The sequence below is a fragment of the Streptomyces sp. NPDC041205 genome (assembly GCF_055591765.1).
Genome location: NZ_JBVIZH010000003.1, coordinates 106,709 through 121,405, shown reverse-complemented (window position 1 = coordinate 121,405; position 14,697 = coordinate 106,709). Strand labels below are relative to the sequence as shown.

General features: G+C 74.2%; 12 protein-coding genes. 4 read left to right on the top strand and 8 right to left on the bottom strand.

What is annotated here, in order from left to right; genetic code table 11:
• Positions 1 to 150: 150 nt before the first annotated feature.
• Positions 151 to 528 carry a nuclear transport factor 2 family protein gene (locus tag ACZ6BG_RS14735; protein WP_469000559.1) on the top strand — a complete coding sequence of 126 codons (378 nt, stop codon included), beginning with the start codon at positions 151 to 153 and terminating at the stop codon, positions 526 to 528.
• A gap of 23 nt (positions 529 to 551) precedes the next feature.
• Here ACZ6BG_RS14735 and ACZ6BG_RS14730 read toward each other — a convergent pair whose 3' ends face one another.
• Positions 552 to 1,082, bottom strand: coding sequence for a rhodanese-like domain-containing protein (locus ACZ6BG_RS14730; protein ID WP_469000556.1), 531 nt, complete (start codon positions 1,080 to 1,082; stop codon positions 552 to 554).
• A gap of 94 nt (positions 1,083 to 1,176) precedes the next feature.
• Here ACZ6BG_RS14730 and ACZ6BG_RS14725 point away from each other — a divergent pair, with 94 nt between their 5' ends.
• Both ACZ6BG_RS14725 and ACZ6BG_RS14720 read left to right on the top strand, forming a co-directional pair.
• Positions 1,177 to 1,623: an Lrp/AsnC family transcriptional regulator gene (locus tag ACZ6BG_RS14725; protein WP_405655463.1), complete on the top strand. Its 447-nt coding sequence runs from the start codon at positions 1,177 to 1,179 to the stop codon at positions 1,621 to 1,623.
• Positions 1,624 to 1,684: 61 nt separating this feature from the next.
• A complete protein-coding gene (locus ACZ6BG_RS14720; protein WP_469002895.1) occupies positions 1,685 to 2,452 on the top strand; it encodes an ArsR/SmtB family transcription factor in 768 nt (255 codons plus the stop codon).
• Between the two features lie 31 nt (positions 2,453 to 2,483).
• Here ACZ6BG_RS14720 and ACZ6BG_RS14715 read toward each other — a convergent pair whose 3' ends face one another.
• The 3 genes from ACZ6BG_RS14715 to ACZ6BG_RS14705 form a co-directional block, all read right to left on the bottom strand.
• Entirely contained in the window at positions 2,484 to 5,633 is a 3,150-nt protein-coding gene (locus ACZ6BG_RS14715) for an AAA family ATPase (protein ID WP_469000553.1), read from the bottom strand.
• Complete coding sequence (locus ACZ6BG_RS14710) at positions 5,630 to 6,793, bottom strand: exonuclease SbcCD subunit D (protein ID WP_469000550.1); 1,164 nt, start codon at positions 6,791 to 6,793, stop codon at positions 5,630 to 5,632. The genes ACZ6BG_RS14715 and ACZ6BG_RS14710 overlap by 4 nt, the downstream gene beginning before the upstream one ends.
• Before the next feature lie 117 nt (positions 6,794 to 6,910).
• Positions 6,911 to 8,143 carry a DUF6777 domain-containing protein gene (locus tag ACZ6BG_RS14705; protein WP_469000548.1) on the bottom strand — a complete coding sequence of 411 codons (1,233 nt, stop codon included), beginning with the start codon at positions 8,141 to 8,143 and terminating at the stop codon, positions 6,911 to 6,913.
• Between the two features lie 195 nt (positions 8,144 to 8,338).
• Between ACZ6BG_RS14705 and ACZ6BG_RS14700 the strand changes: the two genes are divergently transcribed.
• A complete protein-coding gene (locus tag ACZ6BG_RS14700) occupies positions 8,339 to 9,649 on the top strand; it encodes a streptophobe family protein (protein ID WP_469000545.1) in 1,311 nt (436 codons plus the stop codon).
• Between the two features lie 15 nt (positions 9,650 to 9,664).
• Here ACZ6BG_RS14700 and ACZ6BG_RS14695 read toward each other — a convergent pair whose 3' ends face one another.
• The 4 genes from ACZ6BG_RS14695 to ACZ6BG_RS14680 all read right to left on the bottom strand — a co-directional run bounded on the left by ACZ6BG_RS14695 (position 9,665) and on the right by ACZ6BG_RS14680 (position 14,561).
• Positions 9,665 to 10,687, bottom strand: coding sequence for a serine/threonine-protein kinase (locus ACZ6BG_RS14695; protein WP_469000541.1), 1,023 nt, complete (start codon positions 10,685 to 10,687; stop codon positions 9,665 to 9,667).
• Entirely contained in the window at positions 10,687 to 11,394 is a 708-nt protein-coding gene (locus ACZ6BG_RS14690) for a hypothetical protein (protein ID WP_469000539.1), read from the bottom strand. The genes ACZ6BG_RS14695 and ACZ6BG_RS14690 overlap by 1 nt, the downstream gene beginning before the upstream one ends.
• A 60-nt stretch (positions 11,395 to 11,454) precedes the next feature.
• On the bottom strand, positions 11,455 to 13,830 hold the full coding sequence (locus ACZ6BG_RS14685; RefSeq protein WP_469000536.1) for an FHA domain-containing protein: 2,376 nt from the start codon (positions 13,828 to 13,830) through the stop codon (positions 11,455 to 11,457).
• 104 nt (positions 13,831 to 13,934) lie between these two features.
• Positions 13,935 to 14,561, bottom strand: coding sequence for a YigZ family protein (locus ACZ6BG_RS14680; protein ID WP_468459572.1), 627 nt, complete (start codon positions 14,559 to 14,561; stop codon positions 13,935 to 13,937).
• Between the last annotated feature and the right edge of the window lie 136 nt (positions 14,562 to 14,697).

Below are 14,697 nucleotides of genomic sequence, written 5' to 3'. Positions count from 1 at the left end.
CTCACTGCGCGCGGACGCACGTGATTAACGCGGGCACTTGATTAACGCGGGCACGTGATGATCCAAGGTGGCGGGACCTGCCACGGCGCGAGGGCCCAACCGAGCGTGGGCGAACGCCCGTTGTCAGTGGCTGCTGCCACGATTTTCGTCATGACACCTACGGAGATCGTCACGGCGTTGTGGGACCGCATGGAGGCACGGGACTGGGCGGGGGTGGGGGCGCTGCTGGCCGAGGACGTCGTCGTCGAGTGGCCGGTCAGTGCCGAGCGCATCGTCGGCAGGAACAACTACCTGCGCGTGAACGCGAAGTATCCGGAAGGCTGGTCGATCCGCCTGCTGCGGATCGTCGCGGACGGCGACACGGTGGTCTCCGAGGTGGAGGTGCCGCACGAGACCATGGGGATACACCGCGTGGCCTCGTTCTGGACCGTGTGGGACGGACGGATCGTGGCGGGCCGCGAGTACTGGAGCGAGGTCGGCGCCGACCCGTCGCCCCCGTGGCGGGCGGACTTCGTGCAGCCGATGTGAGCCGGGCCCCGCCCTGCGCACGCTCAGCAGCCGCAGTCCTCCCCGTCGGCGGGAGCCGTCAGCGGGTCGGCGGCGCGCCGCTCGGGGCCCTCCCAGTTCTCGTACGCGAAGCCCTCCCTGACCCAGTACTCGAAGCCGCCGAGCATCTCCTTGACCTGGAAGCCCAACCGGGCCAGGGCCAGGGCGGCGCGGGTCGCGCCGTTGCAGCCGGGGCCCCAGCAGTACGTGACGACCGGGACCGACTTGTCCAGGATCTGCTCGGCCTGGGTCGGGATGAGCGCGGTGGGCAGGTGCACGGCGCCGGGGACGTGGCCCTGGTCCCAGGACGCGGTGGAGCGGGAGTCGAGGACGACGAAGCCGAGGTCGCCGCCGTCGGCGAGCGCAGAGGCGACGTCGGACACGTCCGCGTGGAAGGCGAGGCTCGCGCCGAAGTAGGCGGCTGCCGCGGCGGGGGCGGCCGCCGGGACGCGCAGGACGGCGTTCGTGACGGCGGAGTTCGCAGCGTTCGTGCTGGTCGCGGCGTTCGTGAGGCTTGCGGAAGTGGTGTGGTTCATGGCCAAAAATCTATGGCCAAGGGCCGCTGCCCTGAAGGGGCGATTCCCTGTCCACCTCTTGATCAGCCGGGGTTTTCCCTGTTTCCTCTCGGACATGACCGCTTATTCCACGGACGCCACCGACTGGCGCATCCTCGACGTCCTCCAACGGCAGGGCCGGGCCAGTTACGCCGAGCTCGCGCGCGCCGTCTCCATGTCCCCGAGCGCGGTCACCGAACGCGTGCGGCGCCTGGAGGAAGCCGGTGTGATCCAGGGCTACGCGGCCGTGGTCGACCCGGAGCGCCTCGGCCTGCCGGTGCTCGCGTTCGTACGGCTCCGCTATCCGAACGGCAACTACAAACCGTTCCACGACCTGGTCGACGCGACGCCGGAGATCCTGGAGGCGCACCACGTCACCGGCGACGACTGCTTCGTCATCAAGGTCACCGCGCGCTCGATGCGACACCTGGAGGAGGTGTCCGGCAAGATCGGCGCCCTCGGCTCGGTGACGACGAGCGTCGTCTACTCCTCTCCGCTGACCAGGCGGCCCCTGGGGCAGTGAGGCGGCACCCCCTGTTTGACGTGCAGGCTCCTGCTTGCATGATGGAGGGGTGAGAACCGACATGGACAAGGTCTTCAAGGCCTTGGCCGACCCCACCCGCCGTCTCCTGCTCGACCGGCTGCACGAGAACAACGGCCAGAGCCTGGGCGAGCTGTGCGAGGACGTGCGGATGTCCCGCCAGGCGGCCACCCAGCACCTCGGGCTGCTGGAGGCGGCCAATCTGATCAGCACGGTCCGGCGCGGCCGCGAGAAGCTGCACTACCTCAATCCGATCCCGCTCCAGGAGATGCAGGAGCGGTGGATCGACAAGTTCGAGCGGCCCCGCCTGCGCGGGCTGAGCGCACTGAAGCAGAAGGCCGAGACCGCCATGAGCAGCAAGCCCGACTTCGTCTACACGATCTACATCGAGGCCACCCCGGACAAGGTGTGGGAGTGCCTGACCGACGAGGAGGCGACGGCCGCCTACTGGGGCCATCGCAACGTCTCCGACTGGCAGCCGGGGTCCGCGTGGGAGCACCGGCGCCTCGACGGCTCCGGCGTCGCGGACGTCGTCGGGACCGTCGTGGAGTCGACCCCGCCGCGGCGCCTGGTCGTGACCTGGGCACCTCCGGGCGAGGAGCGCCCCGGCGGCCCCTCACAGGTCACCTTCGACCTCACGCCGCACGGCGACACCGTCCGGCTCACCGTCACCCATGAGAACCTGCGCGACGACACCGAGCGCCGCCGCGCCGCGGGCGGCTGGTCGATGGTCCTGTCGAACCTGAAGACGTACGCCGAGACGGGCGAGCCGCTGCCGGTGTCCCTGTGGTCCGGCGGCGACCGGAACTGACCGCCGCACCTCGGGCCTCGGCCCTCGCCCCTCAGGCCCCGCCCCGCTGCCGCACCACCGACCCCGCCCTGCCCTTCACGACCTCGAGCTGCGCGTGCACCCGGCGCCGCAGGTCCGCGACGTGGCTGACGATGCCCACGCTGCGGTCCCGCTCGCGCAGGGCGTCCAGGACGTCGAGGACCTCGTCGAGCGTCTGGTCGTCCAGGGAACCGAAGCCCTCGTCGACGAAGAGGGTGTCCAGGCGCACGCCGCCCGCCTCGTCCGTGACGACGTCCGCGAGGCCGAGGGCGAGGGCGAGGGAGGCGAAGAACGTCTCGCCGCCGGAGAGGGTGCTCGCGTCGCGCTCGCGGCCCGTCCACGCGTCGACCACGTGCAGGCCGAGGCCCGAACGGCCGCGGCCGGTGCGGTCGTCGGAGTGGACGAGGGTGTAGCGGCCCGACGACATGCGGTGCAGGCGCGCCGTCGCGGCGGCGGCGACCTGCTCCAGGCGGGCCGCGAGGACGTACGACTCCAGGCGCATCCGGCGTTCGTTGTCGGCGGAGGTGCCCGCGGCCAGCGTGGCGAGGCGCGCCACGCGGTCGTGCGTCTCGCGCAGCGGGGCGAGGCGCCGGGCGGCGGCGGCCGAGCGGGCGGAGAGCCGGTCGAGTTCGGAGCGGCGGCGGGCGGCGGCGTCGCACGCGGACGCGACGGTGCGCACGCGTGCGGCGGCCGTGGCTGCGGCGGACTCGGCGGCGGCGAGCGGCGCGGGGGGCCGCTGCGCCGCGGCGGCCGCGTCGGGCTCGGCGAGCAGCGCGCGGACGGCGGCCTGTTCGTTCTGCCAGGCGTCGATGCGGTGCTGGAGCTCGCGGTGGCCGGAGTCGTCGAGGAGGGCGGCCGACGCGGCGGCCGGGGTGTCGAACCCGGCGCGGTAGGCGGCGTCGGCGAGCCGGGCGTCGGCGTCCTTGAGGCGCTGGGCGGACTCGTCGGCGGCGCGCGCGGCATCGGCGGCCGCGGTGAGGAGGGCGGCCTGGCGCTCCAGTTGCGCGGCGCGCTGGGCGACGCTCGCGGCGGTGCCGCGCGCACGGGCCAACTCCTGCTCCAGTCCCGCCTGTTCGGCGGCGATGGCGTCCCGGAGGGCGGCGCGGGAGTCGACGCGGCGGGCGGCCTCCTGCTGCGCGGTGACGCGGCGGTCGTGCTCGCGCTCGGCCTGGGCCAGCTCCTCGCGGGCCGCGTGCAGCCGCGACGCGCGGCCGCGGGCCTCGGTGTGGGCGTGCCGCAACTCCTCGACGGCCGCGGCGAGTTCGGCGACCGGTGTGCCGGATGCGGCCGCGGTGGCGGCGGCGAGCGACTCCCGTACGGCGGCGAGGTCCCGCTCGGCCGTGCCGCGCGCCTCGTCCGCGCGCTGGTGGGCGGCGAGGGCGGCCTCTTCGGCGGCGCGGTCGACGTGGCCCGCGGACTTCCGCGCGGGGGCGGGGTGTTCGGTGCCGCCGCAGACCGCGCAGGGCGCGCCGGGTTCGAGATGCGCGGCGAGTTCGGCGGCGATGTCCGCGAGGCGCGCCTCCTTGAGGCCGAGCCAGTGCTCGCGGGCCGATCCGGCGTGCTCGCGGGCGGCGAGGGCGCGTTCCTGGGCGGCGTCGGCCTCCTGGGCGAGGCGGTCGCGGCTGCGGGCGGCGTCGAGCTTCTCCTGCGCGGGCTGGAGCCGTCCCGCCAGGTGTTCGGTGCGGGCGGTGGCGTCCTGGGCGTCCTCGACGGCCTCGCGCAGCCGGGTCCTGCGGGCGTCCCAGTCGGCGAGCCAGCCCCCCGCGTCGGCGAGGAGTTCGTCGTCGGCCCGCTCCTGCTGGTCCAGGTCGGCGCGCTGAGCGGTCAGTTCGGCGAGGCGCGGCTCGGCGCGGCGGGCGGAGGCGAGGCCGCCGAGATCCTCGCTGACCCGGCGCGCGGCGCTCGCGAGGCCGGCGGCGCCCTCGTCGGCGTACGTGGCGGGGAGGTACGCACGCGCGCGTGCCTCCTCGGCCGTGGCGCGCCGGTGCTCCTCGTCGGCCTCGGCGCGCAGGGCGAGGGCCGGGGCGACGGTCTCGGCCTTGCGGGCCCGCTCCATACGGGCGGTGAGCTGCCGGTGGTCGTCGGCGCGCGCCTCCAGCCGGGCCGCACGCTCCGTGGCGTCGGCGAACCGCCGTTGGAGCCGCGCCAGTTCGCGTACGTCGTCGAGCTCGGCGGTCGCCGCCGCGTGCGCGGACTCGGCGTGGGCCAGGGCGCTGCGGGCGACGTCGAGGCGCTCGCGGGCGCCCGCGCGGGCCACGGCGGCCCAGGCGAGCACGGCGTCCGCGAGCCCCGGGTCACCGGGGGCGGCGTCCGGCAGCGGCAGCTCGGCACCCGCGCCCCCTGCCTCCGTCGCCTGCTGCATGCGGTGCGCGTCCGCGAGCAGTTCCGCGTCGCCCGCGCGCACCCGCGCCTCCGCCGCGCGCCGCTGCTCGGCGAGCCGCGCCTCGACGGCGGCGAACCGGCGGGTGTCGAAGAGCCTGCCGAGGAGCTTGCCGCGGGCCTCGGCGTCCGCGCGCAGGAAACGGGAGAAGTCGCCCTGCGGCAGCAGGACGACCTGGCAGAACTGCTCCTTGCTCATGCCGAGGAGCTGGCTGATCTCCTCGCCGATCTCCTGGTGGGAGCGGCTGAGGTCCTTCCAGCCGCTCGCGCCGCCGGAACCGGCGGAGGTGCCGCCCACGCTGGAAGCCCCGTCGACACCCGAAGGCCCATCGGCGCCCGAAGCCCCGTCGGAGCCCACGCCGGAGGCCGCACCGGCACCCGCGCCGGAAGCCCGCTCGGCCCCCGCCACACCCCCGTACTCCCGCAGCCAGCTCTGCGCCTTGTCCGTCGTCGTGCCCGTGCCGCGCTTCTTCGGGCGCTCCCAGGGCGGCTGCCGGGTGATCTCCAACCGGCGTCCGGCGACGGTCAGTTCGAGGCGCACCTCCGTGCGGGTGTCGGGGCTCGCGTGGTCGCTGCGCAGCGTCGCGCCCTGGCCGCCGCCCTGGCGCGGCCCGGGGACGGAGCCGTACAGGGCGTAGCAGACGGCGTCGAGGACGGAGGTCTTTCCGGCACCCGTCGGGCCGTGCAGCAGGAAGAGCCCGGCGGCCGATAGCTCGTCGAAGTCGATGTCCTGAGTGGTGCCGAACGGCCCGAAGGCGGTGATCCGCAGCCGGTGCAGCCTCATCGGGCCACCTCGCGGAGCACGTCGTCGGCGCGGACGGCGTCGAAGGCGTCCCGCAGCACGTCCCGCTCGCCCGCGTCGGGGCCCGCGCCGCGCACATGCGTCACGAAGTCCTCCGCGATCTGCTGGTCGTCGCGGCCCTTGAGCCGCTGGGCGTACGACACGTCGGGGTCCTCGGGGGCGCGGTCCGGGTCGAAGGCGAGGCTGAGGGCGTGCGGGAAGCGCTCGCAGAGGCGGGCCATGGGGTCGTCGGGGCGCACCGGGTCGGTGAGCGTCGCCTCGACCCAGGCCTCCTCGTGGCGGGCGAGGTCCGGGTCGGCGAGCAGCGTCTCGATGTCGCCCCGGATCCGGGCGAGGGGCCGCGGCACCGGGCAGTCGATGCGCTCGGCCTCGATCTCCCCCGCCGCTCCGAGGTCGATGAGCCACATGCTCTTGCGGTGGGCGGACTCCGAGAAGGAGTACGGCAGCGGGGAGCCGCTGTAGCGCACGCGCTCGCTGATGGTCTGGCTGCCGTGCAGGTGGCCGAGCGCCACATAGTCGACGCCGTCGAAGACTCCGGAGGGCACGGCGGCCACACCGCCGACCGTGATGTCCCGCTCGCTGTCGCTGGCCTCGCCGCCGGTCACGAAGGCGTGGGCGAGGACGACGGCCCTGGTGCCCGGCGTCCGGGCGGCCAGGTCGGCGCGCACCCGCTCCATGGCGGCGCCGAGCACGGCCTCGTGGCCCGCTCTGCGCACCCCGAACTCGTCCTTGACCAGTGCCGGTTCGAGGTACGGCAGGCCGTAGAAGGCCACGTCCCCATGGGCGTCGGTCAGCACCACGGGCTGCCCGCAGTTCGCGGGGTCCGTCCGCAGGTGGATGCCCGCGCGGCCGATGAGCCCGGCGCCGACGCCGAGGCGGCGCGCCGAGTCGTGGTTCCCGGAGATCATCACCGTCGGCACGCCGAGGTCGGCGAGCCGGTGCAGCGCGTCGTCGAACAGCTCGACGGCGGCGAGCGGCGGCACCGCCCTGTCGTACACGTCTCCCGACACGACGACGGCGTCCACCTCGCGCGCACGGGCCGTGGCGACGAGGTGGCCGATGAACTCGGCCTGGGCGCCGAGCATGTTCACGCGGTGGAACGCCCGGCCCAGATGCCAGTCGGACGTGTGCAGAATTCTCAAGACGCCGCTCCGGCCCGCATGCTCGCTTTCCCCTCCTGTGCCCCGGATCGAGGACCGTCCCAGCACGGGCCTCGCCGACAGCACCCACCACGCTAGCGCCTCTCGGCACCTGCTCGATCACGAACCTCCATACGCCCCTGGCGACGGCGGCGATTCCGGGGAGCGGTACTCGGGCGACCGCTCCTGCTCCGCGGACGGCGAGGAGGACGCAGACGAGGCGGACGATGCGGACGGCGAGGACGGCTCGCCGGAGGACGGGGAGGGTGACGGCGAGGAGGACGAGGGCGAGGGGGACATGGACAGGGACGCGGACGGGGACGGCTGGTTCACCGGCGGCTCCGTCTCCTTGTCGCCGGCGCCCGTGTCGCCCTTGTCACGCTCGAACCACTTGCCGCTCTTCGGGTCGTACATGACGAACACGTTCACGACATGGGCGGCGGGCGCCACGAACACGACGTCCGACGAGCGGTACCCGGGCCAGGCGTCGCCCGTCCGCTTCGGGGTGCCCTGCTGCGCGACGGGGGGCAGCAGCGGGTTGCCGCAGGCGCAGCGCACCCGCGGCACCCCCCGGTCGTCGACGAGTACGGCGGTGCCGGCCTGGAGGACCGCCTGGTAGGCGGTGGGGGCGCCGTCGCGGTAGCCGTGGTTGGTGACGCGGGTGTCCATGCGCAGTTGTGCGGGCGTGAGCGCCCGCAGGTAGGCGGGGACGGCGGCCGCGTCGATGTCGAGGACCGAGGCGAACGCCTTGTTCTTCGCCGGGGCCTTCCCGAGGACGTCGACCTGCTTCTCCACGTCGCAGGCCCCGACCTTGCGCGTCCCGCCGTAGAGGCCGGGGGCGGAACCGTCGACGCCGCGCGTCACGTTCGCCGACGCCGAGGTACTGGCCACGGGCGTCGGGGACGGCGGGGTGTCGTCGTCCCGGGCCGTCGACTCGGTGAAGGGATCCGGGCCCGACTTCCCCGCGGCCTGGAGGAGGACCTCGCCGCGGGACTCCTTGGTGCCCTCGGGCCGGGTGAGGACGACGGTCAGCACCACGGCGGCCACGACGGCGAGGCCGATCATCGCCACGCGCGGCGCCGACTTCCACCAGGGGCGGTCCGGCTCCGGGCCACCGCCGGGACCCTCGGGCGGCTCGTGCGATCCCCCGCCCCCGTCCCCGCCCCGGCCCCCGCCCGGTCCCTGGCCGCCCGGCGGGCCCGAAGGCCGATCCCCGCCGGGCGGCGGCGTCGAACCGGGCGGGCCCGCGCCCGGGGTGCCGCTCTGCTGGGTGGCGCCCGGCTGCGAGGGGCCCGAGAGCGGGCCGGAGGGGGGTCCTGTGGGACGACCTGACGACGGCGGCTCGACGCTCACGAAGACTTCTCCCCTGCGTAGGGTGCGACGAACGGATCTGGTCACGCTTTCCACTGTTTTATGCGACTTATTCCGTCAGGCGTCCATTGTGCGTACCGATTCCTGAGGACCCACAGGCCGACGCGGGGGCCCACAAGCCGACGCGGTCGGCCCTCCCGAGGGGCGCCCCGGCGCGGGGCTGCTTAGCGTGACAACGTGAGTCACCAGACGCCGCCCGGCCGGGCAGGCACGCAGCGCGCGCCGCAGAGCCGACGGGACCCCCACGGCTGGCCGCACGCCCTCCTCGCCGTGGTCGCCGCCCTGGTGGCCATGACCGTCGTCGCCGCGCTCGGACTGTGGGCCGCGGGAGCCGGGGACCTGCCCGACGGCGCGTTCCTCTCCGTGGTCGCCGCGGTCGTCGTCATGGCGGGCGGCGGCTCCGTCGGGCTTTCCGGCGGCGCCGGGGGGATCGCCGACACGGACGCGGGACTCTCCGTGGTTCCGCTCTCGGTCTCCCTCGTGGGCGCGCTGGTGATCGCCGCCGGATTCCTCAGGCCGCTGCGGCACCGGGCCGTCGCCGACGCCAAGGAGCTGGTCGGCTGGGCCGCCCGGATCGCGCTGTTGTGGGTCCTGCTCCTCGTGGGCCTCGGCCTGCTGGCCCGCCACCGGTTCACCATCGAGCTCGGGGAGGGGACCGCGGCCGACATCGGTGACCTCCTCGGCGCCTCGCCCAAGGTCGGGTTCGAGACGGATGTGCCGCCGACCCTCGTGTTCGGCCTGCTGTGGCTGGCGGGTGTGTTCGCCATGGCGCTGCTGGTCTCGCGCGGAGCGCCGCTCCCCGCCCGCCTGGTGCGCTTCCAGGAGTCGGTGCGCCCCGCGGCGTACGCCATGGTGGTCCTGCTGCTCGCGTACGTCGCCCTGGGGCTCGTCATCGGCGTGGGCGTGGCGGCGACGCAAGGGCACACCGCCGAGACCCTCGCGGTGCTGCTGCTGGGCCTTCCCAACCTCCTCTGGCTCGCCTTCACCCTCGGGCTCGGCGCGTCCTGGGAAGGCCGGGTGGACGGGCCGTTCGGGTTGCCCATGCCGCGCGTCCTCGACCAGGTCCTGCGGACACCGAGCGACTCCACGCTCAGCCTGCGGACGCTTTCCGACCACGACGACCGGGTGTGGTGGCTGCTGGTCGTCGCGGCGGTGATGGTGCTGGGGGCCGCGTTCCTGATGGCGGCGCGCTCGCCCGCCCGGATGCGGGCCTGGCAGCACGCCGTGCACATGGCGGTGGCGCTGGCCCTCACGGTGCTCACCGTCTGTCTGCTGGCCGGGGTCTCCGCCCACGCCGGTCTTTCGCTCCTCGGCATCGGGGACCTCGGCGGCGGCCTGACCGGCCTCGTGAAGCTGCGGCCGCACCTGGGGACCGCGCTGCTGCTCGCGGTGGCCTGGGGCATGGTCGCGGGGTTCATCGGCGGGCTGCTGGCGCGGCGGGTCCACCGGCGCGGCGAGGTGGGGCAGGCCAACGCAGACCGACGCTGAGGGGCACTGACGGTCCTACCCGGGCAGCCGCCGGAAGACCGGCCGGGCCCAGATCGGCGGTTCCGGAGGCGCCCCCGGATCGGCCGGTGCCCCCACGACCTGAAGGTCGACCTGCGTCGGCGGGTGCCCCTGGGCGCTGCTGCCCGTGACCGCGGCGCGCAGCGCGGCCACGAACTCCAGGCAGGAGCCGTACCGCTCGTCGGGGCTCTTGGCCAGCGCCTTCGCGAGGACCCCGTCGAGGGCTCCGGGGCTGCCGGGGCGCTGCTCGGTCAGGCGCGGCGGCTGGTCGTACTGATGGGCCCAGAGCAGCGCCATGTCGTCGTCGCGCTGGAAGGGCGGCCCGCCGGCCAGGCTCTCGTGGACGACGCAGGCGAGGCTGTAGACGTCGCACCTGCCGTCCACGGGGCGGCCCGAGATCTGCTCCGGCGCGACGTAGTCGAGCGTTCCGACGAACTGGCCCACGGACGTGAACCCGGTCAGCGAAAGCGACTTCTTCGTCAGGCCGAAGTCGGTGAGGTAGACGTGCTCCGGGTGGTCGCTGTCCGTGCCCTTGGCCACGAGGATGTTGCCGGGTTTGACGTCGCGGTGGACGAGTCCGTGGTCGTGGGCCGCGTCGAGCGCGGACGCGACCTGCGCGGCGATGCGCAGGGCCGTGCCGACGGGGAGCGGACCCGAACGGTCGAGCAGATGGCGCAGGTCGAGCCCGGGGACGTAGCGCATGGCGATGTAGAGCACACCGTCGGTCTCGCCCGCCTCGAAGACCGGCACGATGTGCGGATGCTCGATCGCTGCGGCCACGCGCGACTCGTGCGTGAAGCGCTGCCGGAACGTGTCGTTGCGGGCCAGCTCGGGGGCGAGCAGCTTCAGGGCGACGGTCCGGTCGAGCCGCAGGTCCTTGGCCCGATAGACGACGGCCATCCCGCCGCGCCCGATCTCGCTCTCGACCCGGTAGCCCGCGATCTGCTTCCCGACCAGGTCGGAGGGGCGCCCGGAGTGCGGACCGCGGCCCGTCTGCGCGTCGCGCGGCGCGGTCCCCATCAGGCGTCACCGGGCCGGTCGGGCGGGTCGGGATCAACCGTGACGGGCGGGATGCGCCGGGTGGGGTCTTCTCCGTACGGGTCGGGGGTGCCGCCTTCACCGTACGGAGCCTGCGCCGGACCCGCATCGGCGTCCGATACGGCCTCGACCACCTGCGTCGGCTCCGGGCCCCCGGCCTGCCCGCCGTCCGCCGGGGCCCCGCCCGCCCCGTCGCCGTGCGCGCTCGGCACCTGCCCCGCCGCGTACGTGCTGAGCCGTGTCCCGTCGCAGAAGACCCACCGCTCGTGCTCGGCGTCGTAGAGCCACATCGACTCGCCGTCCACGATCATGCCGACCCGCAGTCCACGGGTCCGGCGGTTGAAGGACTCGCCGTCCGCCGTGCCGCTCGCCAGTTCCTCCGCCGCCCGCCGGTAGCGGGCCATGGCGTCCTCGGCGCGGGCCAGGAGCGGGCGCGGGTCCGCCGTGCGGGTCAGGGGGTGGCCCGCGGCCGGTGGATCGTGGGGCACGGCGACCAGGAGGCGGCCGTCGACCCAGGCCGACCAGCCGTTGGCGCAGACGATCCGGCCCCAGTCGCCGAGCCGGTCGACGAGTTGCACGGGCAGCAGCGCGTCGAGCGGCGTCGTCGGCCGGTTCGCGTCCGGCGCCTCCCAGGCGGGCAGCCCGTCCTGGGGGACGACGTGTGTGGGCCGGAAGTCCGCAGTGGTCATCTCGTCCGCTCCCGCTCCTGTTCTCCGTGCCGCTCCCGCGCTGTCCTTGCTCGCCGTTCGCTACTTCCGCATGATCGCGGGTTCGTGCCGCCGCAGCAGCCGGGCGACCGCGTATCCGAAGACGACTGAGAGGGCCACCAGCGCGCCCATGTTCAGCAGCCAGACTCCCGCGGAGTGCCGGAACAGCGGATCGGCCGTCAGCTCCCCCGGGACGATCCTGCCGAGGCCGATGGTCCCGGCCATCGCGCCCAGCGCCCACCGCGAGGGCACGAGCCACGCCAGTTGCTCGACACCGGGCACGCCGTGGAGCTTCAGGAGCGCGCCGCAGAACACCACTTGGACGATGGCGAGGAGGACGAGCAACGGCATCGTCACCTCTTCCTTGCGCACCAGGGCCGAGACGAGAAGGCCGAGCATCATGGCCGTGAAGGCGAGGAGGGCCACCGCCAAGGTGATCTCGACCAGCGGAGGCATCAGGACCCCCTCGCCCGCGGGCGCGTTGAGGTCGACGCCGAGGAGGGCGACCAGGGTCAGGACGACGGCCTGCAGCACGGTGATGGTGCCGAGCACGACGACCTTGGACATCAGGTACGCCGATCTGGAGAGCCCCACGGCTCGTTCGCGCTGGTAGATCACGCGCTCCTTGACCAGCTCCCGCACGGCGTTCGCGGCGCCGGTCAGGACTCCGCCCACGCACAGGATGAGCAGCGCGTTCATCGCCGTCTCCTGCGTCAGCCTGCTCCCGGCGAGGGCGCGGGCCATGGCGCCCATCACGAACGGCAGCGCGATCATGATGGCGAGGAACGTCCGGTCCGCGCCGAGGGCGGCCGCGTACCGCCGCACCAGCGTGCGCAGTTGGGAGCCCCAGCTCTGCGCCTTCGGCGGCGGCGCGAAGGCGACGGCCGCACCCGCGCCGTCCCGGCCCGTGCCGCCCTGCGGCGGGAGATACGGCTGTGCGGAGGAGTTGACGATGTACTGCTGGTGGAGCGGCGACTGCCGGTAGTCCCCCGCCCAGTCCCGGTCGTGGTCCCCCTCGAAGGCCTCGAACGCCTCGGGCCACTGCTCGTAGCCGAAGAACGGGAGTGCGTCCTGGGGCGGCCCGTAGTAGGCGATCCTGCCGCCCGCCGCGAGCACGAGGAGCCGGTCGCACACGTCGAGGCTGAGCACGCTGTGCGTGACGACGATGACGGTCCGGCCGTCGTCGGCGAGGCCGCGCAGCATGTGCATCACCGAGCGGTCCATGCCGGGGTCGAGCCCGGACGTGGGCTCGTCGAGGAAGAGCAGCGACGGCTTGGTGAGCAGTTCGAGGGCGACGCTCACGCGCTTGCGCTGGCCGCCGGAGAGGCTGTGGATGGGCTGGTCGACGCGCTGTTCGAGGCCGAGTTCGCGGATGACCTCGTCGACCCTGGCCCGGCGTTCCGCCTTCTCGGTGTCCTGGGGGAAGCGCAGTTCGGCGGCGTATCCGAGGGCCCTGCGCACGGTGAGCTGGGTGTGCAGGATGTCGTCCTGCGGTACGAGACCGATGCGCTGGCGGAGTTCGGCGTAGTCGCGGTAGAGGTCGCGGCCGTCGTAGAGGACGGTGCCGCCGTCGGCGGGCCGCAGGCCCGTGAGGGCGTTGAGGAGGGTGGACTTCCCCGCGCCGCTGGGTCCGACGACGGCGAGCAGGCACTTCTCGCCGACGGGGAAGGAGATCCGGTCGAGGAGCGTCCTGCGGCCCCGGTCGACGGCGACGGTCAGCTCCTGCACGTCGAGCGACACCTCGCCGGTGTCGACGTACTCCTGCAGTTGGTCCCCGACGAGGCAGTACGCGCGGTGGCCGACGCCGACGACGTCCCCGGGCAGGACCGGGGCGCGGGCGACCGGCTGGCCGTTGAGGTAGGTGCCGTTGTGGCTGCCGAGGTCCACGATCTCGTACGTGCCGTCGGCGAGGTGGCGCAGCTCCGCGTGGCGGCGGGAGACGACGAGGTCGTCGATGACCACGTCGTTGTCGTCGGCGCGGCCGATGCGGACGGTGCGGGTGGGCAGCGGGCGCACGGTCGTCGGCTGCCGGAAGGTGCCGGTGGCCGAGGGCGTGCGGACGGCGGAGGGGCGCTCGGGGGTGGCGGGCGGGGGCGGCTCCCGGCCGACGAGCACCGCGCGCGGGCCGTCCGTGGCGTTGCCGAAGCGCAGGACGCTGCCGGGGCCGACGCTCCACTCCTGGACGCGGTGTCCGTCGGCGTACGTGCCGTTCGTGCTGTGCTCGTCGGCGATCGTCCAGTGGTCCAGCTCGGCGTGCAGGACCGCGTGGTGCCAGGAGACGCGGGCGTCGTCGATGACGACGTCGCTGAGGGGGTCACGGCCGACGTGATAGTCCCGGCTCGGACTCATCAGCGTGGAGCCGGTGTCGGTCTCGAGGACGAGTTCGGGCGCAGTCGGCGTCACAGGCCGCTTCCCCATGCCCGAATTCTACCTATTCACACATGTTCGCGCCCGGTCCCGGGCCCGAGGCCGGGCGCCCCTGGGATCAGACCTCGTCCCGGCCACGCCCCGGGGCGGCCCCGTCAGGCGTCCCCGTACGCCTCGCCCCCGAGCTCGAACGCCGCGCTGCCCGCCGTGGCGTCCGCGAGCCACGCCTTGAAGGCCTCGACGTCGGCGTCGGGAAGGCCGATCTCGATGGTCACCACGTCCCCGTACCGCACGTCGCGCACCTCGCGCCCCGCCGACCGCAGATCGTTCTGGATCTTGCCCGCGCGCTGGTGGTCGACCGTGACGGTGGCGAGCCGGAAGCGCCTGCGGGTCAGGGTGCCGAGCGCGTCGAGCGCCTCGCCGACGGCTCCGCCATAGGCGCGGATCAGGCCGCCCGCGCCGAGCTTGACGCCTCCGTAGTAGCGGGTCACGACGGCGACGACGTACCGCATGTCGCGGCGGAGCAGCATCTGGAGCATGGGGACGCCCGCGGTGCCGCCCGGTTCGCCGTCGTCGCTCGCCTTCTGTACGGAGGCGTCGGCGCCGATGACGTACGCGAAGCAGTTGTGCGTGGCCGTCGGGTGTTCCTTGCGGACGCGGGCGACGAAGTCCTGGGCCTCCTGTTCGGTGGCGGCGGGCGCGAGCGCGCACAGGAAGCGCGAGCGGTTGATCTCGGTCTCGTGCACGCCCTCGCGGGCCACGGTGCGGTACTCGTCCTGCATCAGGCCACCCTATGCGCTCGCCCCGCGGGCCCCCCGCGCACCGGTCGCCGGGCCCGACGCGGAAATCCCGGACCGCGCCGCGCGGGCCGCCGGTACAGTGATCGACTGTGACGTCACCCTCGAAGTCCACCGGCGA